A 21,712-nucleotide genomic window follows, 5' to 3' on the forward strand; every position below is an offset into this window, starting at 1 on the left:
TTTCGCCGCTGACTTGTCCGTGTAGCGTGCTGCCTCATGGCGGAGCCAGGATCCGGCTGATCCGCCATTCTCCCCCGCTTCGCACCAGCACCAGCAGCACCTCCTGCTGCTGTGCCTGCCCGTAACGCAGCACCGCACCGGCACTGTCTACCTGCGTGTAGCCGGAAACCTGCATCCGAACCCGCAGTTCCGCCGTTGCTGTTCCCTGCGCCGCCCGGGCAGCCCCGCTGCCGTCCACCACGGCTACCTCCGTGACCAGTCCGGACAGGGCATGCCCTTCAGCAGTGAGCCGGGCAATCTGCTCCTGATCGGCCTGCAGCGCTTCCGACCCCGGAGCATTCACGTAGTGAAGCAGCGCCGGGTCCGCACTGGTAAAGGCCCGGCTCCGTAGTTCGGCGAGCGCGGGCAGCGCCTGTGCCGGATCCTCAGCCGCGGTCACTGCCCGGAGCGATTCCACGGTTTCTGCGGGGTCCACCGGTGCGGGTCGTGTTGGAGCTTCGGGTGTTGAGGCTTCGAGCGTTGGTGCCGGCGTTGGTGCCGGCGCAGGAGCTGAGGTGTCCTGGGCAGCCGCCTGGGAACCGCCGGGGGACTTATCCGGGGCACCGGCACCACGGGCACGCAGGAGATCAGGGGCGGCGAGCGCTATCCCGGCAAGAAGCAGGACAGCAGCAACCACCACCGCGGCTGCCACGGGGAACACCCTGCTACTCATGGGGGAACTGCGGGATCCGCGGCCGCGTACAGTGCCCTGAGCGTCCCTGCGGGTCCTCGGTGGCTGGTCCGGCGCGGCATTTCCTTCGATGCTCCGCTCCCGAACAGCCGGTGCCCTATCCGCGTCAGCCCCGCCGCCTGGCAAAGCGTTCCCCCGCCGACCGCTTCCCCACCATTCCCTTCCCGCTGCACCCGGCATCCCGCCCGTTCCACGCGCCTGCCTTCCTCCGTGCGCCTGCCCTAGTCCGCGCCCCCGCCTTCGCCCCAGTGCCCTGCTGCGGCCCCGTTCCAGTTCCGTTCCTCCAACTACTCCGGACGCACCCCGCTTGCCCCGCCGGCGCTTCCGTTTCTCCGTCCCGGATCCGGCGGAGCCGGTCCGGCGCGTCAGCAGCTCGGGATGAACATCCGGATGGACTGCGGCCACCAGGTCTACCGGCAGCGCCGGAGCGCCACGGTACGCTGCCGCCGCAAATTCGTCGGCTGCGGGCCGATCGGCAGGATCCTCCGCCAATCCCGCCTCCAGCAGTGCCGGCAGCTCCCGGCCCACACCCGGTACCAGGATCGACAGCGGGGGACGGTCGCGGCTGGGCGGAGGAGTCCGTCCGGTTAGCAGAAACCAGCCCACGGCGGCCAGCGCATACATATCCATTGCCGCACCCAGCCCGGGCTCTGCATCGTCCGTGCTCTCCGGCGCAGAGAACCCGGGTGTCCCCAGGCGCTGCGCCCCCGGCTCTCCCAGCAGCCGTCCCGAGCCGAAATCCCCCAGTAGCGGCCTGCCCTCGGAAGTGAACAGGATGTTTCCCGGTGAAACGTCCCCGTGGGCCGCACCCCGGGAATGGAGGTACCCCAGGGCTTCGGCTATTCCCACGAGGATACTGACCGCTTCTCCGGGCTGCACCGGCCCCCGGGCAGCCACCAGACCGGCAGCACTGCCGCCGGCCGCGTATCCGCAGATGAGGCCCGCGCCGTGATTCGTCTCGACCACCGCGTGCATCCGCAGCAGATGCCGGTGCTCCAGGCGGGCAAGGATATTCACCTCCCGTCGGGCTTCGAAGGCGTTCAGCGCCCCGTCTCCCCCGGTTACCGGGACTTTGAGGGCGAACGGAGCGCCGTCGTCGTCCCGCACCAGCCACACGGCGGCGCTGCCGCCCACTCCCAGCAATCGCTCTACCCGGAAACCGGGCACCTCGGGTGCGGGAGGTACTGGAATGCCGCCACTGGTCGCGGGATGTTCTGCCGGCTGGGTCGTGTCCATAAAAGCAAAGTCTTACCCTCCACCCAGGCCGCGGAGCAGTTATCCACAAGGTAGCTAAACCAGCGGGAAGACCAGGAAAACACCCCCGGCCGAGCAGCCCTGAAGTGTGGTCCACATTACGTCTGCGGGGGTCTAGGCTAGTGGCCATGGCTTTGGAGTTCACCCGCGTAGGCCTGTCTCCGCACTACGTGGAATATTCAGCAGGCTGGGACCTCCAGCAGCAACTGCACCGGCAGGTACGTGAGGGCAAGGCACCGAACACGGTGCTGTTGCTTGAACACACCCCTGTCTATACCGCCGGGCGGCGTACGGAGCCGCACGAGCGGCCTTTCGACGGAACTGAAGTAGTCAACGTGGACCGCGGCGGGAAGCTGACCTGGCACGGTCCGGGACAGCTGGTGGGATATCCGATCCTGAAGCTCGCCGATCCCGCACGCGTCCTGGCCTATGTCGACGGCCTGGAGGCGGCGGTCATCAGCGTGCTGCAGGACTACGGAATCCCGGGCGTCCGCGTCGAAGGGCGTTCGGGTGTGTGGATCCGCGGAGACGGGCAACCTTTCGGGCGTCCGGACCGCAAGATTGCAGCCGTCGGGATCCGCGTCCACGAGGGCGTCACCATGCATGGATTCTCGCTGAACTGCAGCAACGATCTGGCCCCCTACAGCCAGATCATCGCCTGCGGTATCAGCGACGCGGGCACCACGTCGATCAGCGTCGAGACGGGACAAGCAGTGTCCCCGGCCGACGTCGTCGCCCGCGTGGAAGACGAACTTGCCGCCCGTGAGGCGGACCTGACCGGCACCACCCCCTCGAAGAACTTCCCCGGCATCGGCGCCCTCCCTGCCGGCAGCCGGCCGAAAGGAGCCCTGCTGTGACCCTCGCCCCTGAAGGCCGGCGCCTGCTGCGCATTGAACAGCGCAACGCCGCCGTCCCCGTGGAACGAAAGCCCGAATGGATCAAGGCCAAGGTAAACATGGGCCCTGAATACGTGGAGCTGAAGAAGCAGGTGAAGAAGGAAGGCCTGCACACCGTCTGCGAGGAAGCGGGCTGCCCCAATATTTTCGAATGCTGGGAGGACCGCGAGGCGACGTTCCTCATCGGCGGGTCCGAATGCACCCGGCGCTGCGACTTCTGCCAGATCGACACCGGCAAGCCCTCGCCGCTGGACCTGATGGAACCCACCAAGGTGGCACGCTCCGTCCAGCAGATGAACCTGCGCTACGCCACGGTCACCGGTGTGGCCCGCGACGACCTCGCGGACGAGGGCGTCTGGCTCTACGCCGAAACGATCCGGAAAATCCACGAGTTGAACCCCGGCACCGGCGTCGAGATCCTGATTCCGGACTTCTCCGGGAAAGTGGAGCACATCATCGACATCTGCGAAGCCCGGCCCGAGGTCTTCGCCCACAATGTGGAAACGGTTCCGCGCCTGTTCAAGCGCATCCGCCCCGCCTTCCGCTACGAACGGTCCCTGGACGTCATCACGCAGGGCCAGAACATGGGCATGGTCACCAAGTCCAACCTGATCCTGGGGATGGGTGAGACGCGCGCGGAAATCTCGGGCGCGCTGAAGGACCTGAAGGACTCCGGCTGCGACCTGATCACCATCACGCAGTACCTGCGTCCCAGCGAACGCCACCTGCCGGTGGACCGCTGGGTCAAGCCGCAGGAATTCGTCGAGATCAGCACCGAGGCAGAGGAACTGGGTTTCCTCGGCGTGATGAGCGGCCCGCTGGTTCGGTCCTCCTACCGTGCCGGAAGGCTTTGGGCCGGGGCCATGCGCCGCAAGGGGCGCGAGCTTCCTCCGCAGCTGGCGCACATCGAGGATTCGGGAAGCACGCTCCAGGAAGCTTCCTCCATCCTCGCCCGCGGGTGACGGCGGCCCGGTTACCCGGGCACTGCGCCAACCCCTGCGTCCCCGACTTCCGCCTAACCGTGCAGCCTTCCTAACCGCACGCCTCACATCACGTAGAATGAACTCATTATGGCCAAAAGCACCGATTCAGACGCATCCCAGAGCGCCCGCAAAGGCGTCTTTTCCCGCAAGCCGAAGGGGGAAAAGAAGCCCAAGAAGGAAGGGCGCATGAAGCAGATTGCCCAGGTCTTCAAGATGACCCGGCGCAATGATCCCAACGTCGTGTGGCTGATGATCGGCGCGTTCCTCGGCATCATCGCCGTGGGCCTGCTGATCGGCTTCCTGATCGACAACTGGATCACGATGCTCATCATCGCCATCCCGCTCGGCCTGCTCGCGGCAGTGTTCATCCTGTCCCGCCGCGCAGAACGGGCGGCATTCACGCAGATTGAAGGCCAGCCGGGAGCCTCCGGCGCTGCCCTGAGCGTGCTGCGCCGCGGCTGGATCCTTGAGGAACAGCCCGTCGCCGTGAACCCCCGGACCCAGGAAGCCGTGTTCCGGGCCATCGGCCGTCCCGGCATCGTCCTGGTCACCGAAGGTTCGCCCGCCCGCGCCAAGGCACTTGCCGACGGCGAACGGCGCCGGATGAACCGGATCGTCCCCAAGGTTCCGATCACGGTCATCCACACCGGCCGCGGCGAGGGCCAGGTTCCGCTGTCCAAGGTGGCAACCACGGCCAAGAAGCTCCCCAAGGCACTGACCAAGCAGGAAGTCGCCACCGTCAACAAGCGGCTCTCGGCGCTTGGCACCCGGCTGCCGATCCCCAAGGGCATCGACCCCTACCGCGCCCGTCCGGACCGCAAGGCAACCCGCGGACGCTAGCCGATTCTCCACCAAAAGGGCCCCCTTACCGGGGGCCCTTTTGTTTTGCCCTTAGCTCCCTTCCGGCAGCAGGGAAGCCGCGTCCGCCAGCCGGGCCAGCAGGTCGTGTTCTTCCGCGGGGGTGAGTCCCGCTCCACGCGGACGTCCGACGCCGGCGGCTTCCTCCCAGGCGAGGGTGTCCTTAAGCGTCTGCCGCAGCGGTCGAAGCCGGAGTCCGGCGGAACGCGCCCGTGCATTGGACCGGGCGTTCATGCCGTGCCAGTCCGGGTCTTCCAGCCAGAGCGGCAGTGACCGGGGACCGGACCACTCGTTCACGCCCTGTTCGCGGAGCCATTGCGGCGTTGCCGGGACGGTGATCCGTGGAAGGGTTGATTCTGCCACCCGGGGGTTCGGTGCATCTGGTTCCCCGACTCCTGCTGCCGCCGCTGCCTCGGCCAGGTGCTCCGAGAACGGCACCGTCTCCCCCACGGCATTGAACACTCCGGCGGTCCGCTGCTCAGCCACCTGCACCAGCCAATGCGCCAGGTCCCGGACGTCAATGAGCTGCGTAGGCTGTCCCGGCACATCCGGCACGAGGACAGGGCCGCCCTGGGCGAAACGCAGCGGCCAGTATCCGCTGCGCCCCGAGGTATCCCCCGGGCCGCCTATCAGCCCGGCACGGACCAGGGCATGGGAGCCGGCACCAAAGCCTGCAGCGACGGCCTGCTCACAGGCGACCTTGGCGGGACCGTAGCTTTCCATGCTGTCCATGACGTCTGCCGCCAGGGGTGCCAGCAGCGGGGCGTCCTCCTCCTGGCCGAATTCCCGTTGGCTGGCATAGACGTTGCCGGTGGAAACAAACACGTAAAAGCCCCCGGCGGCCCTCAGGTCGCGGATGGAGCGGCGCACCTGTCCGGGCTGGCGGGAGACGTCGATGACAGCGTCCCACTGCTCCCCTGCGGCGGCTGCGAGGCCGTCGTCGGCGTCGCGGTCCACCCGCAGGAAATCCGCTCCAGCCGGCGGCTCGCCCGAGCTTCCACGGGCGGCGCATGTGACGTCGTGGCCTGCGGCCAGCGCGGCGACGGCGGTCTGATGGCCAAGCCAGGCGGTTCCGCCCAGAATCAGTAGTTTCATATGCAGGAATCTGCCAGATTCCGGCAATTCAGGGAAGCCTAGTGTTTAACCTTCACCAGCACCGTGCCCAGTGCCCGGTCGTGCAGGCCGCGCTGGTCGGCGTCGAACACCACCGCCGGAATCACCAGGCACAGCAGCAGCGTGCGGACCACTGCCGCCGGAATTCCCGCCGCGCGGCCGTCCATTTTCTGCACCTGCAGGCTGAACACACGGTGCCCGATGCTGTAACCGAGCAGGCTGACGAGCAGGATCTGCTCGACGGCGAAGATCGCCAGGATGGCGAAGTCATCTCCGCCGAAGAGCCAGTAGGCAATGAGCGAGGCGATGGCCCAGTCGATCACCAAGGCGCCCAGGCGGGGGCCGACGCGCGCAATGGACCCCGGGCCGGTACGCGGGCGGCCGAGGCGTTTGCCCGGCCACGTACTCTCGTCGGAGGGAGGGCCTTCCAGCCAGGAACCTATATCGCTTCTATCGACCACGGTTAAAGACTACCCGGGTGGCAACGGCGGAAATAAACACTCCGTTATCACTGTCCCCCGAGGTTGCGGATAGGGTGGAAGAGAGACCATCGACTGCGTAACGTACCGGAAACACATGTGTCACCGCCGGGAAACCCGACCCCTTTAGGGTCAAGGTGAGCCGCCGGACGTTCAAAGGGCCCGGCGCCAGCCAGGTCTTGCAGCCCGAGGTCTTCCACCCAAACAGTTGTATAGGAGTACATAAACGATGTTCAAGAACGCGGACGAAGTCCTCAGGTTCATCGCTGACGAGCAAGTGAAGTTCGTCGACATCCGATTCACCGACGTACCCGGAGTGCAGCAGCACTTCAATGTGCCGGCCAAAACCGTAGATGCCGATTTCTTCGTCAACGGTCAGCTGTTCGACGGCTCATCCATCCGCGGCTTCCAGGGCATTGCAGAGTCCGACATGCAGCTCATCCCGGATGTCACGACGGCGTTTATTGATCCCTTCCGCATCGAGAAGACCCTGGCGCTGAACTTCTCGATTGTGAACCCCCGCACCGGCGAGCCGTACCACCGCGACCCGCGCGGCGTTGCCGAGCGTGCCGAGGCCTACCTGGCCTCCACCGGCATCGCCGACACGGCTTTCTTCGGTTCCGAGGCCGAGTTCTACATCTTCGACAACGTCCAGTACGAGTCCTCCCCCAAGGGCAGCTTCTACAAGGTGGACTCCGAGGAGGCGCCCTGGAACAGCGGCCGCGAGGAAGAGGGCGGCAACCTGGGCAACAAGACCCCGTACAAGGGCGGCTACTTCCCCGTGGCACCCGTGGACAAGCAGGCCGACCTGCGTGACGCCATCAGCGTGGAGCTGGACAACGTGGGCCTCGAAGTCGAGCGTGCCCACCACGAGGTCGGCGGTGCCGGCCAGGCTGAAATCAACTACAAGTTCACCACGCTGACGCACGCGGCCGACGATCTGCAGAAGTTCAAGTACATCGTCAAGAACGTGGCCGATGCCTGGGGCAAGTCCGCCACCTTCATGCCGAAGCCGATCTTCGGTGACAACGGTTCGGGCATGCACTGCCACCAGTCGCTGTGGAACGGCGGCGTGCCGCTGTTCTACGACGAGAAGGGCTACGCCGGCCTGTCCGACCTGGCCCGCTGGTACATCGGCGGCCTGCTGAAGCATGCCTCGGCCGTGCTTGCCTTCACCAACCCGACGGTCAACTCCTACCGCCGCCTGGTCAAGGGCTTCGAAGCTCCCGTGAACATGGTCTACTCGCAGGGCAACCGCTCGGCTGCCATCCGCATCCCGATCACCGGCTCGAACCCGAAGGCCAAGCGCCTCGAGTTCCGTGCCCCGGACCCCTCGTCCAACCCGTACCTGGCGTTCTCCGCACAGCTGATGGCTGGCCTGGACGGCATCAAGAACCGCATCGAGCCGGCTGACCCGATCGACAAGGACCTCTACGAGCTGCCGCCCGAAGAGGCCAAGCACATCCAGAAGGCACCGGCATCGCTCGAAGAGGCACTGGTTGCCCTGGAGAACGACAACGAGTTCCTCCAGGCCGGCGGCGTGTTCACCCAGGACATGATCGACAGCTGGATCTCGTACAAGCGTGAATTCGAAATCATGCCGCTGGCACTGCGCCCGAACCCGTTCGAGTTCGAGCTTTACTACGGCGTTTAATCCGCCTCCAAGCTGCAGCCTCCAGCCGCAGCCCGGACACCCCAACCGCCTCCGCCCGTCACCGGGCGGGGGCGGTTTTGTCTTCCCTCGGGCTTTTCGGCGTCCGCAGGGTGTCCCACGAAGTGGGGCCGGTGTGACTGCTGTAACCACTTCGGGAAACATCCGTACCGTTCCGTGGGATGCTGTGCCGACGGCCGAACCCGCTGCAGGACCTGCAGGACCTCCCGGCGGCTACAGCGTCACGCCGTCGGGAAGGTCCGGTGCATCGAATTTCTGCCGGTCACACTCGGCCTTCAGCTGCGGGTAGGTGGCGGCAATCAGGTCAAGGATGCGGTTGCGGACCACCAGATAGGCCTCCCCGACGCCCACCACGCCCTTGAATTCCTTAAGCTCCTCCTCGTAGGAGGTCTGCTGGTGGCGCAGGTAGTTCACGGTCAGCCGGTTCAGCCGCGACGGTGCCGTGGAGAGGCTGGCCGGCGACTGCTTGCCGCGGAGCCGGCCGTTGAAATGCTCGATCGCCTTGCGCTGCATGGTTTCCCACGGCTCGGGAACAATGCGCAGCTCCAGCGCTTCGGCGACGGCGACCGCTGCCTTCTTCTTCACCAGGGCACGTTCCCGTGCCGCCAGCTGCCGGTTGCGGGAGGCTTCACGGGCTTTGGCGTACTCGGGTGTGGCCTCGATGGCTTCGACGCGTTCCAGGGCGTAGAGCTTCATGGGGGCTGCCTTGCGGGAAAACGGGTTCCGTGCCGTCTTATCCGGTTCGGGAAGGAAGGTCTTGATCTGCCCATCGGTCCAGCCCCGTTCCTTCTTCAGGTCATTGGCGATGAGCATGCCCTCGCTGTTTGCCGGTTTGGGACGCGGCGGATGGTGTTTGCCTCTGGGCACGGTGCTCCCCGGATGTAGAAGTGGTGTCCTCCCATTCTAGGAGTTCAACGGTCCCGGCCCGGAAACACAAAACGCCGCCATTCCCGGGCGGGAACGACGGCGGAGACTTCTTCTGCGCTGTGCCTTGTGCGTTACGCGGTTGCTTCGGCGATGACCTGGCTCGTGGCCGGTTCCGCGTTCAGCATCGCGATTTCGGCTGCCGATACTCCCCCGGCAACCAGCGCACATCCGGCGGCAATGGCCGTGATCTGTGCGGTGAATCGTGAAGTGGTGGTCCTGCTGCGTGTGACATTGACGTGCTTCAACATATAGCTTGATGCTCCCTTCGAGAGGCATGGGATAGCACTCCGGACACACTGAATCGATGTGCCGAAAAGCGGTGGCTTCTGCGCCGGAGTGGTGGTTTTGCGGTTCGTCGCCCAAGGCGGACCGCGGAATTCAGGAGAGGCTGCGCGTGCTGCACTTACTGGCTGCGCTTATGGGGCCTTCGGATCCTGTCCGCTATCAAGTCTACTGGTATTACCTTCTGTGCTCAAGGTGCGAAGCCCGGGATGGCAGTACGTTTGAACACATGCAAGTTGATCATCTTGACCTGACCATTCCCGTCGGCGAGGCGAACGTATCGGCCGTTTTGTCCCGTCCCGAGGGCTCGGCGGTCACCGTCGTCGTCGCCCATGGAGCCGGAACCGGGATGGAGCACCCCTTCCTCACCGGGTTCACCGGCGCCCTGAACGACGGCGGCGCGGCCACTCTGCGCTTCAACTTTCCGTACCGCGAAGCCGGGAAGAAGTTTCCGGACCGGGCTCCCGTGGCCGTCGAGACGTGGAAGGCCGTTATGGACACTGCTGCGGAGCACGACGGCGGCGGGCCGGTCTGGGCGTGCGGGAAGTCATTCGGCGGCCGGATGGCGTCCATGGCGGTGGCGGAGGGTATGCCTGCGGCCGGCCTGGTGTACCTGGGTTATCCGCTGCATCCGCCGGGCAAGCCGGAGAAGCTGCGTGACGAGCACTTATACGGCCTGACCCTGCCGATGCTGTTCCTGCAGGGCACACGTGACACTTTTGCCCTGCCCGGCGAGCTGGAACCGGTGGCCGAGCGCATTGGCCCGAACGCGCACGTACAGCGCGTGGAAGGCGGAAACCACTCCTTTGAGGTCCGCGGACAGAAGCGCACGCCGGAGGCGATCGGAGCTTCTCTGGCTGCGCCGGTCCTCGACTTTATCCGGGACGGCGCGAAGCCGTGAGCGCCGTGTCGCCCGACGAAACTGCAGGCCGGGAGGAAATGACACCCAGTATTGGGATGAGGCTGTTGACGCCGTATCTGCGGCTGACTCGGAAGCCTCTGACCGCCACTGCGGAACGCGCGGAGGCGAGACTGGCGAGGGGCAAACAGGCTGCCCCGCCACCCCGAAGCCTGTTGCGGAAGTACCGCGTGGAGCAGAGGAGCGTCGAGGGGTTCTCCTGCTATTCGGTGGTGCCCCGGTCCGCGGGCACCTCCGTGCCCGGAACTGCCGCCCGAGCGGTGTTGTACCTGCACGGGGGTTCTTACATCAGTCCGATCAGCGCCTGGCACTGGCGGTTCATCGGCCGTCTTGCGGCAGCGGGCCACCGGGTGGAAGTTCCGTTGTACGGTCTGGCGCCGGATTACAGCCATCGTGATGCACCAGTTCTGCTGGCGGCCGTGTACCGGAAGCTGCTTGAAGACTTCGATTCCCAGGATGTGGCTTTTATGGGCGATTCAGCCGGTGGCGGGCTGGCACTGGCCTTTGCCCAGCAACTGTCGGAATGGTCTCTGCCCCAGCCGCGGCGTTTGATTCTGCTCTCCCCATGGGTGGACGTGGCGATGGAAAATCCGGAGCTTGCCGCGGTTGAAGCGGTGGATCCGTGGCTAAGCCGTGCCGGGCTGCGTGTGGCGGCGCGTGCCTGGGCGTCGGGTGACGACTTGACGGATCCGCGGGTCAGTCCCTTCAACGGCCGGCTATCGGGCCTGCCGCCGACGGATGTGTTTGTCGGAACCCATGACCTGCCCTATCCCGATGTGCTCCGGCTGGAAAGTCTGATGAGGTCTGCCGGCATCCCTGTTTCGCTGCACGTTGCTGACGGCGCTGTCCATGTCTACCCCCTGCTTCCCGTGCCCGAAGGCCGGGCCGCACGGAAGAAGATTCTGGAGCTGCTGCAGTGTTGAGCCAATAGCTCCGGGCCCATCCCGGAACTACGGGGTGCGCTCGTAGCGCCATGAGGTCTTGTCCATCACGAGCCGGTGCCGTGCCGGCCTGGAAGCATCCAAAGCTGGAGCAGAAGCCCCGCCGGCAGCCGCGCCGGAAGTGCCGCCCGCGCCGTCGTACTCCTCATCACCGGCCCAGGCAAGGACCGTCATGGGCTCGTATCCGGTGAGCGGGCGGGTCCGGAAGGTTTCCGGTTCCGTTCCCGCAAGCCGGGCAAGGGCCGCACCGACGGAGGTATCGGAGGTCAGGGAGTGCAGCGTGACCCAGGTCGGCGCAACCAGCTGCATCAGCCCGTTGCGGTGCCGGTCCAAAGCCTCCGCCGGCAGGAGCCACAGGTGGTTGAGCAGCTCCCCGGGATTGAGGTGGATTTCCCCGGCCGGAGCCTTCGCGGCAAAGAACCACGTCTGGTAGCGCCGGGGAATGTTCTCCGGCGGAATCCAGCAGGACAGCGGCATGAGGTCCGCGGCAGCAAGGACCAGCCCGGTTTCTTCAGCGGTTTCGCGTACTCCGGCCCGCAGGGCGGCCGCTGCTTCCGGCTCTCCCTCCACACGGTCGTCCGGGTCCACCCGGCCGCCGGGAAAGACCCAGGCACCGCCGAAGGAGCCCGCGGTCGGCCGCTCCAGCAGCAGCACCTCGGGGCCGGCGTCGGAATCCCGCAGCAGTACGACAGTGGCCGCCGTACCGGTTAATTCGCTCATTGATAAGAGCATAACGAATACCGGCGGCGGCCACTGCGGGGGCGGGGTGGAGCGCTAGAGCACCTTGGCCAGGAAGTCCTGAAGCCGCGGAGCCTGCGGGCTGCCGAAGAGCAGCTCCGGGGTGTTCTCTTCGACAATGTGGCCGTCGGCCATGAAGATCACGCGGTCGGCGACTTCGCGGGCGAAGCCCATTTCGTGGGTGACAACGACCATGGTCATGCCTTCCCGGGCCAGGTCACGGATGACCTGGAGCACTTCGCCCACCATTTCCGGGTCGAGGGCAGAGGTGGCCTCGTCGAAGAGCATGATGTCAGGCTGCATGGCCAGCGCGCGGGCAATAGCCACACGCTGCTTCTGGCCGCCGGACAGCTGAGCCGGGCGTGCGTCGGCCTTGTCTGCCAGGCCAACCCGGTCCAGCAGTGCCAGCGCGGTCTTGCGGACCTCGGCCTTCGGTGCCTTCTTCAGCTGCACCGGAGCGAGCATGATGTTGTCCAGCACGCTCATGTGCGGGAACAGGTTGAAGTGCTGGAAGACCATGCCGATGTGCTGGCGCACCTCGTTCAGGTTCACCTTCGGATCGGTGAGGTCGAAACCGTCAACTTTCACTGTGCCGCCGGTGATGTCTTCGAGCTTGTTCAGGCAGCGCAGGAACGTGGACTTGCCGGAGCCGGAGGGGCCGATCACGCAGACCACTTCGCCTTCGGCCACGCTGACGTCCAGGCCCTTGAGGACCTCGTTGGATCCGTAGGACTTCCGCAGTCCGATGGTTTGGATCTTGCTCACTTGTTAAACCTCTTATCCAGGACGTCCGCCAGCTTGGTCAGCAGCGTAATGACGATGAAGTACAGGGCCGCCACGATGATCAGGACCTCCGCGGTACGGAAGTTCACCGCGTAGATCTGCTGGCCCTGGTACGTCAGCTCCGCAAAGCCGATAACGGCAAGCAGGGAGGTGTCCTTCAAGGTAATGACGAACTGGTTGATGAAGGAAGGCGTCATGATCTTGATGGCCTGGGGAATGATGACCTTCTGCATGGTCTTCCCGTAGCCCAGTCCGAGGCTGCGTGCCGCTTCCATCTGGCCGGGATCCACGGACTGGATGCCGCCGCGGACAATCTCGGTCATGTAGGCGCCCGCGTTGAGGCTCAGGGTCAGCACGCCGGCCGTCAGCACGTCCACCGGCTGGCCGATGATCTGCGGCAGGCCGAAGTAGAAGAAGAAGGCCTGGACCAGCACCGGGGTGCCGCGGAAAATACTCACGTACACGGTGGCGATGCCGCGCAGGATCTTTGACGAGCCGACCTTCAGGAAGCCGAAGAACACGCCCAGGACGAGCGCGAAGAGCAACGACAGTGCGGTTGCCAGCAGGGTCAGCCCCATGCCCTTGGCGAAGGCCGGGCCGTTGTCCGTGATGAGGGACCAGAAGCTTGAGTCCTTGGCACCGGCTTCCAGGTAGGTATCCAGGATTTCGTCGTATTCGCCGCTTTCCTTCAGGTCGGCGAGGCCGGCGTTGAAGGCGGTGAGGAGTTCGGGGTTGGCACCCTTGTTCACAGCGAAACCGTACGAGCTGCCGGCTTCCTTCTCGGTGACGGTCTTCAGGCCGTTGCCGGAAGCCACACCGTAGGCAAGCACGGGGTAATCATCAAACACGGCCACGGAGCCGCCGGCCTTGACGTCGTCGTACATCTGGGCGGACTGCGCGAACGCAACCACCTCAAAGCCGTACTCGTCCTTGATGGACTCGGCGAACGTCTGACCTTCTGTCCCGGTCTTGACCGCTACGCGCTTGCCGCGAAGATCCTCGTACCCGGCGACGTCGTCGTTGTTCTCGGCGACGGCCATCTGGATGCCGGACTCGAAGTACGGATCCGAGAAGTCGAAGACCTGCCGGCGCTCGTCGGTGATGGACATGCCGGCGATGACGCCGTCCACCTGGTTGGACTGCAGCGACTGCAGTGCCGCGTCAAAGCCGAGGGACTGGATTTCGACATTGAAGCCCTCCTCCTCGGCGATTGCGTTGAGAAGGTCCATATCGATACCGACCAGTTCGCCGTTTTCACGGAATTCGAACGGTGCGAAGGTGGTATCGGTGCCGATGACGAAGGTCTCACCCTCGACGCCGTCCGCTGCAAAGGCTCCGGCCGCAGGTATCCCCAGCAGCAAAGCCAGGGTTGCGAGGAAGGTGGTCAGCGGTACGGCCAGTTTAGCCGGGCCCTTTAAGGCCCGTTTGCCACTAAGCAAAGTAAACGTCTCCTAGCTCTTTCACTGCGGCCCACGCCGCAAATGCCCTCATAGAGCGTACCTAGAGCAGTGGCAATGCAACGAACTGGAAGGGCCTTCAGGAGCGTGACCTAGGTCCCGTATCCGTAGAAATACCGTTCGAAAACGGCCCGGGCATGCCGGGTGAGCTTGAGGTAATCCTCTTCCAGGACCCCGCCCTGGCCTGCGCCGTAACCGCACCAGCGGGCCACGGCGTCCAGTTCCCGGCGGGAGGAGGGCAGCACGTCGGCGTTCCGTCCGCCGCGGATAACATTTGCGCTTCGGACCCGGCTGGCGAGCAGCCAGGCCTGGCGGAGGGTGTCGACGTCGACGGCGGGAAGCAGCTCCGCCGCCTCGATCGCGTCCAGTGCGGGAAGGGTCGCCGTCGTCCGCAGCTCCGGCACGCGGTGCGCGTGCTGCAGTTGGAGCAGCTGGACCAGCCACTCAACGTCGCTGAGGCTGCCGCGTCCGAGTTTGAGCTGGCGGGAGGGATCGGCCCCTCGGGGCAGCCGTTCGGCTTCCACCCTGGCCTTGATCCGGCGGATTTCCCGTACGTCCTTGACCGTGACCTCCTCCGGGTAGCGGACCGGATCGATCAGGGCCATGAAGTCCTCGGCAAGAGCATCGCTGCCGGCCATCGGACGCGCCCGCAGCAGGGCCTGCGCTTCCCAGATCACCGACCAGCGCTCGTAGTAGCCGCGGTACGACTCCAGGCTGCGTACCAGCGGCCCCTGCCGGCCCTCGGGGCGCAGTCCGGCGTCGAGGACCAGGGGGCGTTCGGCCTGGACGGCCGGGCTGCAGGGCTGCTGCAGGAAAGTGGAGATCTGCGAGACAACCTTCTCCGCCTGCGCCTGCGCTGCCGCCGGGTCGACGCCGGGAAGCGGGCGGTGCACGTACATCACGTCGGCGTCGGAACCATAGCCGATCTCCCGTCCGCCCTGGCGGCCCATCGCGACTACCAGCAGATCGGTGAGCTTCTCGCTGCTGCCGAACACCTCCGACTCCGCAACATGCAGGGCTCCAAGGACGGCGGCACGGTCGGCATCGGCCAGGGCACGGCCGACGTCCTGCTGGCTGAGCAGGCCAGCGCTGTCGGCGATGGCAATGCGCAGCATCTCCCGCCGGCGGATCAGCCGGATCAGCCGCATGGCCTCCGCAGGGAGGGGATGGCGGGACATCTTTGACTGGATTTCCTGCCACTGCGTGTCAAAGGACGCCGGCACCAGGTCCTTGTCGGAGGCCAGCCAGGAGGTGGATTCCGGCGAGACCTCCAGCAGGTCGGTAATGAACCGGCTCGAGGACAGGATGGAGCACAGCCGCTCCCCCGCGGCCGAAGAGTCGCGCAGCATGCCCAGGTACCAGTGCGTATCGCCCAGGTTTTCGCTGAGCCGCCGGAATCCCAGCAGGCCGGCGTCGGGGTCCACGCCGTCGGCCAGCCACGCCAGCAGCACCGGAAGGAGCTGCCGCTGCAGCGCGGCACGGCGGCTGACTCCCACGGTCAGCGCCTCGATGTGGCGCATGGCGCCGCGGGGATCCGCGTAGCCCAGTGCGGCCAGGCGGGCCTGGGCTGCCTCGGGTGTCAGCCGGACCTCGTCCGCGCTCAGGTTCGCCGCGGTGCTCAGCAGCGGGCGGTAGAAGATACTCTCATGCAGCCGCCGCACCAGGCGCTTGCGGCGCTGCCACTGTTCCTGCAGGCGTTCGGCGCTGGGCCGCTCCGGGGAAAGGGACCCGGCGCTGGACTTGGCGAGGGCCCGCAGTGCGGCTTCGCTCTCGGGCATCAGGTGGGTCCGGCGCATGTGCACCATTTGGATGCGGTGTTCCAGCACGCGGAGGTAGCGGTAGGACTCGTCCAGTTCCCGGGCATCGGTACGCCCGATGAACCCGGCGTCGCTGAGCGCGGCAATCGCAGCGGTTGTGGTGCGCACCCGGAGGGATTCGTCGACCCGCCCGTGCACCAGCTGCAGCAGCTGGACGGTGAATTCGACGTCGCGCAGTCCGCCGCTGCCCAGCTTCAGCTGCCGCGCCTCTTCATGGGCGGGAATGTTGTCGGTGACCCTGCGGCGCATGGCCTGCACCGATTCGACGAATCCGTCCCGCTCGGAACTGCTCCAGATCAAGGGGGCGACGGCTTCTTCGTAGCGCCGGCCCAGGTCCCTGTCCCCGGCCATGGCGCGGGCCTTCAGCAGCGCCTGGAACTCCCAGCTGTGCGCCCAGCGCTGGTAGTAGTTCAGATGCGAGTCCAAGGTGCGGACCAGCGGGCCGTCCTTGCCCTCGGGACGCAGGTTGGTGTCCACCTCCCAAAGCGGGGGCTCCGGTGCTGAAGCGTTGATGGCGCGGGAAATCCCGGCGGCCAGAGCCGTGCCGATGGCGGAGGCCCGCTCTTCCGGCAGCCCGGAGGATTCGATCACGTAGATGACGTCGACGTCGGAGATGTAGTTCAGTTCGCGCGCGCCGGCCTTGCCCATCCCGATGACGGCCAGGCGCACGGCGGAGATTTCTTCGGCCGGGTAGCTTGCCGTCAGCTCCGCCCGGGAGACCGCCAACGCAGCTTCCAGGGCCGCGCCGGCCAGGTCAGCGAGCTCGCGTCCGGCCGCAGGCAGGAAGTCAGTGGGCGACGCCGCGCCAAGGTCCCGCACGGCAAGGTCCAGCAGGTGCCGCCGGTACCGGGACCGCAGCGCCACGTAGGCGTCCGTGCCCGTCAGGCCGGCCACGGGCGCTGCGCCCCTGCCCGCATGTACGGCGTCCAGCAGCGAGGCCCGCAGGGTGGGTTCATCCGTGCTGCCCGGTTCGGCGCGCAGCTCGCGGTGCAGCACGCCGACATCCCCGGGATGCCGCATCAGGAACTCCGCCAGGGCATCGGAGGCCCCCAGGAGCCGGAACAGGGCTTCGCTGCGCTCGGCGCCGCCGTTGACCAGTTCCACCAGCTCCGGGGCGCGGCCGATCAGCCGAACCAGCGACTGCAGTGCCAGGTCCGGATCCGCCGAGCAGTTGAAGCCCGCGAACAGCGCGTCCTCATCCACGCCTTCGAGTTCCGAAGCCGCCAGGAACCGCGTGCTTTTTTCCAGGTCGCGGAAACCCGTGGCGATCAGCCGTCGAGTCAGGCTCATCGGTGCCGGCCCTTCCTAGAGGATGCCCAGGTTCTTCTGCAGTTCGAACCTGGTCACCTGCTGGCGGTATTCGTTCCAGTCCGCACGCTTGTTACGCAGGAAATTCTCGAACACCTGCTCGCCCAGAATGTCGGCCACGAGTTCGGACTCCTCCATAACGCGCACGGCGTCATGCAGGGACGCCGGCAGCGGGTCGTGGCCCATGGCCCGGCGTTCTGCGGCGCTCAGGCTCTCGATGTCGTCTTCGGCGCCCGGGGGCAGGTCATAGCCCTCTTCAATGCCCTTCAGGCCAGCCCCGAGCAGCACCGCGTAGGACAGGTACGGGTTGGCTGCGGCGTCGATACCGCGGTACTCGATGCGGGCGGACTGCCCCTTGTTCGGCTTGTACAGCGGCACCCGCAGCAGTGCAGACCGGTTGTTGTGGCCCCAGGACAGGTAGCTCGGCGCTTCGCCGCCGCCCCAAAGCCGCTTGTAGGAGTTCACGAACTGGTTGGTGACGGCCGTGAATTCCGGGGCGTGCCGCAGGATGCCCGCCATGAACTGGCGTGCGGTGGTGGAGAGCTGGAACTCGGCACCGGCCTGGAAGAAGGCGTTGCTGTCGCCCTCAAAGAGGGAGAAGTGGGTGTGCATGCCGGAACCGGGGTGGTGCGAGAAGGGTTTGGGCATGAAGCTCGCGTAGCAGTTGGTCATCAACGCGACTTCCTTGACCACTGTGCGGAAGGTCATGATGTTGTCCGCGGTCTGCAGGGCATCGGCGTAGCGCAGGTCGATCTCGTTCTGACCCGGCCCGGCCTCGTGATGGCTGAACTCCACGGAGATGCCCACTGCCTCGAGCATGGACACGGCGGTGCGGCGGAAGTCCTGCGCGACGCCGCCGGGGACGTGGTCGAAGTAGCCGGCCTGGTCCACGGGAACGGGCTGGCCGTCTTCGCCGAGTTCATCGGACTTCAGCAGGTAGAACTCGATCTCGGGGTGGGTGTAGCAGGTGAAGCCCATGTCCGCGGCCTTCGCCAGCTGGCGCTTGAGCACGTTCCGCGGGTCGGCAGCCGACGGCTGGCCGTCCGGAGTGAGGATGTCGCAGAACATCCGCGAGGTCTGCTCCTCGTCGCCGCGCCAGGGCAGGATCTGGAAGGTGGAGGGATCCGGCTGGGCCAGCAGGTCCGACTCGAAGATCCGGGCCAGGCCCTCGACCGAGGAACCGTCAAAGCCCAGGCCTTCCTCGAAGGCGCCTTCCACTTCCGCCGGCGCCAGCGCCACGGACTTCAGCTGACCGACGACGTCGGTAAACCACAACCGCACAAACCGGACATCGCGCTCCTCGATGGTGCGCAGAACGAATTCCTGCTGGCGGTTCATCCTTACCTTCTTTCCTGTACACGGCTCAGAGACATGTGAAACCTTCTTCACTCTACCTACGTGTGCAGGATTTGGTCGGCAGCCCGCGGGGATCCCCGCAACGAACCCGCCGGGCGGGTCCCCGCGGTGCGTTGTTTAGTAGGCTCGAAGCATGACCAGTGCCGAACAGCCCTCCCCGTACGCAGCCAGTCCCGCGGACCCTTCCGTTCCTGAAGCACCGGTGCTGAAGAAAATCCGCATCTCGCACCTGCAGCAGTTGAAAGACAACGGCGGCCGGTTCGCCATGCTGACCGCCTATGACCAGTACGCCGCCGGCATTTTCGACGAAGCCGGCATCGAGGTGCTGCTGGTGGGAGATTCGGCCGCGAACAATGTGATGGGCCACGCCACCACCCTGCCTATCACCATGGACGAGATGATCGTCTTCGCCCGGTCCGTTACCGCCGGCGCCAGCCACTCGCTGGTGGTCTGCGACCTTCCCTTCGGCTCCTACGAGGTTTCCCCCGCCCAGGCCATCGAGTCCTCGGTGCGGCTCATGAAGGAAGGCCTGGTCCATGCGGTGAAGATGGAAGGCGGGCGGCATTACGTCGAGCATGTCCGGGCCATGACGGCGGCAGGCATTCCGGTCATGGCGCACGTGGGCTTCACTCCGCAGGCCGAGCACGCGCTCGGCGGCTACAAGGTGCAGGGCCGCGGCGATGCGGGAGCCGCAGTGGTGCAGGACGCCGTCGCCCTCGCGGAGGCCGGCGCGTTCTGCGTGTTGATGGAAATGGTGCCCGCCGACGTCGCCGCGGAGGTCGACGCCGCAGTGCGGGTACCCACCATCGGGATCGGCGCGGGCAACGCCACCACGGGGCAGGTGCTGGTCTGGCAGGACATGGCCGGCCTGCGCGGCGGGAAGCAGCCGCGTTTCGTCAAGGCGTTCGCGGACCTGCGGACCGAACTGTCCCGGGCGGCGAAGGAATACGCCGATGAGGTACGCAGCGGTTCCTTCCCCGGCCCGGAGCACAGCTTCTAGGGGCCTGGCCCCTAGTCTTCGTCGGCGTCCCAGGCCTTGTTCCGTGCCTGCACCTTCTGCAGCGCGAGCTCGGCTTCCTCGCGGGTGGGGTACGGCCCCAGCAGCTTTGTCCAGTCCGACTGCGGGCCCTCCTCCACCTCGTGGGTCACTACGTTGAACCAGTAATCGGTCATGGGGTCCTCCTGTTGACGTGCCTTGGAACTTGCTGATGCCTTGCGTATCCCGTGCGTGTGCGTTGCGCATGGATCGGACGTGCCCTGCCGGCCGCCCCGTCCCACCCTCGGGCGCGCTGGCGATAAGATCGATGGTATGCCCCAGAAACTTGCCACTGCACCCGTTGGACACCTGACACCGGGGAGCGTGAGCCCCCGGCTCCGGGTTCCGGCGTCGATCCCCCGCCCCGAATACGTGGACAGGGAAGCACCCGCACCGTTCACCGGGTCCGAGGTTAAGTCCGCGGAAACCATCGAGAAGATCCGGATCGCCAGCCGGATTGCCGCGCAGGCCATCGTTGAGGTCGGCCGGCACATTGCTCCCGGCGTCACCACCGATGAACTGGACCGGATCGGCCACCAGTTCCTGCTGGACTCCAACGCCTACCCGTCCACGCTGGGCTACCGCGGATTCCCGAAGTCCCTGTGCTCCTCCGTGAACGAAGTCATCTGCCACGGCATTCCGGACACCACGGTGCTGCAGGACGGCGACATCATCAACATCGATATCACCGCCTACATCAACGGCGTCCACGGCGACACCAACTGGACCTTCCTCGTCGGAGACGTCGACGACGAGTCCCGGCTGCTCGTGGAGCGCACCCAGGAATCGCTGCGCCGGGCCATCAAGGCCGTCGCCCCGGGCCGGGAAATCAATGTCATCGGCCGCACCATCGAGTCCTACGCCAAGCGTTTCGGCTACGGTGTTGTCCGTGACTTCACCGGCCACGGCGTCGGGGAAGCCTTCCACACCGGCCTGATCATTCCGCATTACGACGCCGCGCCCGCCTACAGCAGGCTGATTGAACCGGGAATGGTGTTTACGATTGAACCTATGCTCACTCTCGGCACCATCGAGTGGGACATGTGGGATGACAACTGGACAGTCCTCACCAAGGACCGCAAACGCACCGCGCAGTTCGAGCACACCCTGCTCGTCACTGATGACGGCGCCGAAGTTCTGACCCTTCCCTGATCTGCCGACCCGAGCTCAGAACTACTACTGGAGAATCATGGCCAAGAAGCATAAGTCCGACAAGCACGTCGACGCCGTCATTGGAATTGATATCGGGGGCACGGGCATCAAGGGCGGCATCGTCGACCTGTCCAAGGGCAAGCTGATTGGCGATCGTTTCCGCATTCCCACCCCGCAGCCTGCAACGCCCGAGGCAGTGGCCGGAGTGGTGGGCCAGATCGTCGCGGAGCTGTCCTCCCGTCCCGGCGGCCCCGGCCCCGAGGTCCCGGTGGGCGTGACCTTCCCGGCCATCATCCAGCACGGCATTGCCCGCTCTGCGGCCAACGTGGATAAGAGCTGGATCGACACCGACGTCGACACACTGCTCACCAAGGCACTCGGCCGCGATGTGCAGGTCATGAACGACGCCGACGCCGCGGGACTCGCGGAAGCCCGCTACGGTGCAGGCCGTGAAGTAGACGGCACCGTCCTGGTGATCACCCTGGGCACCGGCATCGGTTCGGCCCTGATCTACAAGGGCATGCTGGTTCCCAACGCCGAGCTCGGCCACTTGGAAATCGACGGGCACGACGCCGAAACCAAGGCCTCCGCCTCAGCCCGGGAACGCGACGGGATCGACTGGGAAGAATACGCCCAGCGGCTGCAGCGCTACTTCTCGCACGTGGAGTTCCTCTTCTCCCCCGACCTGTTCGTGATCGGCGGCGGCATCTCCAAGCGCAGCGAAGACTTCCTGCCGATGCTCGAGCTGCGGACTCCGATGGTCACGGCCAACCTCAAGAACAACGCGGGTATTGTCGGCGCCGCCCTGCAGGCAGCCATGCACTTCAAGTACATCAAGTAGCTGTTACAGCCGAAAAGCGGCGGAAGGGGTTCCTTCCGCCGCTTTTGCTATGCCTGAAATCAGTTATTGTGCGGTGCCCGTCTACGACGCGAGCTCTTTTTACTGCGCAAGGGCCTTTTTTACTGCGGGGTCCATTTACTGCGCGGGGTCCGTTTACTGCGCGGTGTCCA

At 65.8% G+C, this 21,712-nt stretch carries 20 protein-coding genes; 9 read left to right on the forward strand and 11 right to left on the reverse strand.

Features of this window, described 5'->3' with window-relative positions:
* Positions 1-34 precede the first annotated feature (34 nt).
* Positions 35-1,966 carry a serine/threonine-protein kinase gene (locus LJ760_RS10410; protein WP_227922530.1) on the reverse strand — a complete coding sequence of 644 codons (1,932 nt, stop codon included), beginning with the start codon at positions 1,964-1,966 and terminating at the stop codon, positions 35-37.
* Positions 1,967-2,112: 146 nt separating this feature from the next.
* On the opposite strand from LJ760_RS10410, the gene lipB reads away from it, so the two are divergent.
* The 3 genes from lipB to LJ760_RS10425 all read left to right on the forward strand — a co-directional run bounded on the left by lipB (position 2,113) and on the right by LJ760_RS10425 (position 4,703).
* The gene (gene lipB, locus LJ760_RS10415) at positions 2,113-2,841 is read left to right on the forward strand and encodes a lipoyl(octanoyl) transferase LipB (protein WP_227922532.1); all 729 of its coding nucleotides are present in this window, start codon (positions 2,113-2,115) and stop codon (positions 2,839-2,841) included.
* Positions 2,838-3,842 carry a lipoyl synthase gene (gene lipA, locus LJ760_RS10420; protein WP_227922534.1) on the forward strand — a complete coding sequence of 335 codons (1,005 nt, stop codon included), beginning with the start codon at positions 2,838-2,840 and terminating at the stop codon, positions 3,840-3,842. The genes lipB and lipA overlap by 4 nt, the downstream gene beginning before the upstream one ends.
* Before the next feature lie 108 nt (positions 3,843-3,950).
* A complete protein-coding gene (locus tag LJ760_RS10425) occupies positions 3,951-4,703 on the forward strand; it encodes a DUF4191 domain-containing protein (RefSeq protein ID WP_227922537.1) in 753 nt (250 codons plus the stop codon).
* 51 nt (positions 4,704-4,754) lie between these two features.
* Here the strand turns inward: LJ760_RS10425 and LJ760_RS10430 are convergent, their stop codons facing one another.
* Positions 4,755-5,816, reverse strand: a complete 1,062-nt coding sequence (locus LJ760_RS10430) for an NAD-dependent epimerase/dehydratase family protein (RefSeq protein ID WP_227922541.1) — start codon at positions 5,814-5,816, stop codon at positions 4,755-4,757.
* A gap of 38 nt (positions 5,817-5,854) precedes the next feature.
* A complete protein-coding gene (locus tag LJ760_RS10435; protein ID WP_227922542.1) occupies positions 5,855-6,295 on the reverse strand; it encodes an RDD family protein in 441 nt (146 codons plus the stop codon).
* A 247-nt stretch (positions 6,296-6,542) separates the two neighbouring features.
* Between LJ760_RS10435 and glnA the strand changes: the two genes are divergently transcribed.
* Positions 6,543-7,967, forward strand: a complete 1,425-nt coding sequence (gene glnA, locus LJ760_RS10440; protein WP_227922544.1) for a type I glutamate--ammonia ligase — start codon at positions 6,543-6,545, stop codon at positions 7,965-7,967.
* Positions 7,968-8,198: 231 nt separating this feature from the next.
* Here glnA and LJ760_RS10445 read toward each other — a convergent pair whose 3' ends face one another.
* Positions 8,199-8,852: a hypothetical protein gene (locus LJ760_RS10445; RefSeq protein ID WP_227922547.1), complete on the reverse strand. Its 654-nt coding sequence runs from the start codon at positions 8,850-8,852 to the stop codon at positions 8,199-8,201.
* 131 nt (positions 8,853-8,983) lie between these two features.
* A complete protein-coding gene (locus tag LJ760_RS10450; protein WP_227922548.1) occupies positions 8,984-9,160 on the reverse strand; it encodes a hypothetical protein in 177 nt (58 codons plus the stop codon).
* Positions 9,161-9,423: 263 nt separating this feature from the next.
* Here LJ760_RS10450 and LJ760_RS10455 point away from each other — a divergent pair, with 263 nt between their 5' ends.
* Together LJ760_RS10455 and LJ760_RS10460 are read left to right on the forward strand one after the other, a co-directional pair.
* The gene (locus LJ760_RS10455) at positions 9,424-10,095 is read left to right on the forward strand and encodes an alpha/beta hydrolase family protein (RefSeq protein WP_227922549.1); all 672 of its coding nucleotides are present in this window, start codon (positions 9,424-9,426) and stop codon (positions 10,093-10,095) included.
* A 188-nt stretch (positions 10,096-10,283) separates the two neighbouring features.
* Positions 10,284-11,036, forward strand: coding sequence for an alpha/beta hydrolase fold domain-containing protein (locus LJ760_RS10460; protein ID WP_227922550.1), 753 nt, complete (start codon positions 10,284-10,286; stop codon positions 11,034-11,036).
* A gap of 27 nt (positions 11,037-11,063) precedes the next feature.
* Here the strand turns inward: LJ760_RS10460 and LJ760_RS10465 are convergent, their stop codons facing one another.
* From LJ760_RS10465 to LJ760_RS10485, 5 genes are all read right to left on the reverse strand, one after another.
* The gene (locus LJ760_RS10465) at positions 11,064-11,774 is read right to left on the reverse strand and encodes an NUDIX hydrolase (protein ID WP_227922551.1); all 711 of its coding nucleotides are present in this window, start codon (positions 11,772-11,774) and stop codon (positions 11,064-11,066) included.
* A 54-nt stretch (positions 11,775-11,828) separates the two neighbouring features.
* Positions 11,829-12,557: an amino acid ABC transporter ATP-binding protein gene (locus LJ760_RS10470; RefSeq protein WP_227922554.1), complete on the reverse strand. Its 729-nt coding sequence runs from the start codon at positions 12,555-12,557 to the stop codon at positions 11,829-11,831.
* Complete coding sequence (locus tag LJ760_RS10475) at positions 12,554-14,014, reverse strand: amino acid ABC transporter substrate-binding protein/permease (protein ID WP_227922557.1); 1,461 nt, start codon at positions 14,012-14,014, stop codon at positions 12,554-12,556. The genes LJ760_RS10470 and LJ760_RS10475 overlap by 4 nt, the downstream gene beginning before the upstream one ends.
* 110 nt (positions 14,015-14,124) lie before the next feature.
* Positions 14,125-17,139, reverse strand: a complete 3,015-nt coding sequence (locus tag LJ760_RS10480; protein ID WP_227922560.1) for a bifunctional [glutamine synthetase] adenylyltransferase/[glutamine synthetase]-adenylyl-L-tyrosine phosphorylase — start codon at positions 17,137-17,139, stop codon at positions 14,125-14,127.
* A 15-nt stretch (positions 17,140-17,154) separates the two neighbouring features.
* Positions 17,155-18,495, reverse strand: coding sequence for a glutamine synthetase family protein (locus tag LJ760_RS10485; protein WP_227922563.1), 1,341 nt, complete (start codon positions 18,493-18,495; stop codon positions 17,155-17,157).
* 151 nt (positions 18,496-18,646) lie between these two features.
* On the opposite strand from LJ760_RS10485, the gene panB reads away from it, so the two are divergent.
* Positions 18,647-19,513 carry a 3-methyl-2-oxobutanoate hydroxymethyltransferase gene (gene panB, locus LJ760_RS10490; RefSeq protein ID WP_227922565.1) on the forward strand — a complete coding sequence of 289 codons (867 nt, stop codon included), beginning with the start codon at positions 18,647-18,649 and terminating at the stop codon, positions 19,511-19,513.
* An 11-nt stretch (positions 19,514-19,524) separates the two neighbouring features.
* Here panB and LJ760_RS10495 read toward each other — a convergent pair whose 3' ends face one another.
* Entirely contained in the window at positions 19,525-19,686 is a 162-nt protein-coding gene (locus LJ760_RS10495; RefSeq protein WP_227922567.1) for an SPOR domain-containing protein, read from the reverse strand.
* Positions 19,687-19,822: 136 nt separating this feature from the next.
* Between LJ760_RS10495 and map the strand changes: the two genes are divergently transcribed.
* Positions 19,823-20,701, forward strand: coding sequence for a type I methionyl aminopeptidase (gene map, locus LJ760_RS10500; protein ID WP_227922569.1), 879 nt, complete (start codon positions 19,823-19,825; stop codon positions 20,699-20,701).
* Positions 20,702-20,738: 37 nt separating this feature from the next.
* Positions 20,739-21,542, forward strand: a complete 804-nt coding sequence (gene ppgK / locus LJ760_RS10505; RefSeq protein ID WP_227922572.1) for a polyphosphate--glucose phosphotransferase — start codon at positions 20,739-20,741, stop codon at positions 21,540-21,542.
* Positions 21,543-21,712 lie beyond the last annotated feature (170 nt).

Origin of the sequence: Arthrobacter sp. zg-Y895, from assembly GCF_020731025.1 — a bacterium.
In the GTDB taxonomy this organism is placed as follows: Bacteria; Actinomycetota; Actinomycetes; order Actinomycetales; family Micrococcaceae; genus Arthrobacter_B.